The 1,667-nt window shown below is 73.2% G+C and carries 2 protein-coding genes; both read right to left on the reverse strand.

The window, feature by feature from the left end; all coding sequences use genetic code 11:
- Positions 1–846: AAA family ATPase (locus tag F7Q96_RS26385; protein WP_151023636.1), on the reverse strand; the 846-nt coding region annotated here is incomplete at its 3' end.
- The coding region (locus tag F7Q96_RS26390) for an exonuclease SbcCD subunit D (protein ID WP_211923531.1) at positions 843–1,667 on the reverse strand (825 nt) is incomplete at its 5' end. The genes F7Q96_RS26390 and F7Q96_RS26385, both read right to left, overlap by 4 nt.

Consider the following 1,667-nt stretch of genomic DNA (forward strand, 5'->3'; position numbering starts at 1 on the left):
GTCGATCGCCTGTTGTTCGAGCCTGGCGAGGTCGGCCGCATCGGCGTGCCAGCGCAATTGCGCCTCGTATTGCCGCAGCCGTTCGTCCAGCGCCGTGACCGCGTCCTGCTGCTGCCGCCGTTGCCGCTCGCACTGCGCGCGCGTTTCGGCGTCCAGCGGCTGGTGCTGCGCTGCCTGCTCGCGCAACTGGCGCAGCGCTTCCTGCTCGGCCTTGTTGCGTTCGAACGCGCGCCGCGAGATCGCCTCGAAGCGGCCGGTGCCGGTCAGCGCCTGCAGCAGCGCCGCGCGTTCGTCGTCGCCAGCCTTCAGGAAGGCGAAGAACTCGTTCTGTGCCAGCAGCACCGCGCGCGTGAATTGCTCGAAGGTCAGACCGACGCGCTCGACGATGGCGGCCTGGACCTCGGTCTTCAGTCCGCCGCCGGCCGGTTCCTCGCCGGGCAGCCGTGCCAGCGACATCTGCGTCTGCTGAAGCTTGCCGCCGGCCTTGCCGCGGGCCCGGCGCACGCTCCAGCGGGCGCGGTAGGCCTGGCCGTCGCCGCCGACGAAGTCGACCTCGGCGTGCCCCTCGGCGGCGCCGCGGCGCAGCAGCGTGCGCGTGTCGTGCGCGCCGATGGTCTCGCCCGCGACGTCGGGCAGCACCGTGTCGCGGCCGCCGACACGCGCGACGCGCGGGGTGCGGTCATACAACGCCAGGCACAGGGCATCGAGCAGCGTGCTCTTGCCCGCGCCGGTGGGCCCGCAGATCGCGAACAGGCCCGCCGAGGCCAGCGGTTCGGCCGTGAAGTCGATGGCGAACTCGCCGGACAGCGAGGCCAGGTTGCGGCCGCGAATGGCGAGGATCCTCATGGCGCGGCGACCGCGTCCGGGGCGTGCAGCAGTTCGGCGAGCGCGGCCGCCAGCGTGGCCGGCGCCTCGGCACCATGCCGCTCGCGATACAGCGAGGCGAACACCGCGGCCGGGTCGAGCCGGTTCAGATCGTCGACCGACAGCATCGGCGCGGGCTCGTCGCCGGGCGCGCCGGCGGCGCCGACCTCGATGCGCGCGAGGCGCACCGGCTTGCCGTCGAGCGCGGCTTCGACCTTCGCGCGCAGTGTCGGCTCGGGACCGTCCAGGGTGACGCGGACCTGCAGATAGGGCTGCAGCGGCTCCGGCAACGGCGGCAGCTCCAGCGCGCGCAGTGCGTCGAGCACCGGTTCCAGCGGCCGGGGCGTCGGCGGCACGCGCATCAGCTCGACCGGCCTCGGCACCGGGATCGCGTGCCACTCGGCCAGCGCTTGGCCGTCCAGTCTGGCGCTGACGACCTGGTGCGGGTAGTGGATCTCGGAGAACGACATCGGCAGCGGACTGCCGCTGTAGCGGATGTGCTCGTGGCGGCCGACCTTCTGCGGCCGATGCAGGTGGCCCAGCGCGACATAGGCGATGGCGGGGTCGAAGATGCCGGCCGGCAGCGCCTCGGCGCCACCGATCACGATGCGCCGCTCGGAGTCCTCCGACACCTCGCCGTCGCGCATATGGCAATGGCCGAGCGCGACGATGGGCTGACCGGGTTGTCGGCGGGCGAGCGCCAGTTCGAGCGCGCCGCGATAGAGCGCGGCGACGCCGGCCTGGTAGGGGTCGGCATCGGCGTCGGCATCGTCATCGGCATGGTCGCTGGAGCCGTCGACGCG

The organism is Cupriavidus gilardii (genome assembly GCF_008801915.1).
In the GTDB taxonomy this organism is placed as follows: domain Bacteria; phylum Pseudomonadota; class Gammaproteobacteria; order Burkholderiales; family Burkholderiaceae; genus Cupriavidus; species Cupriavidus gilardii.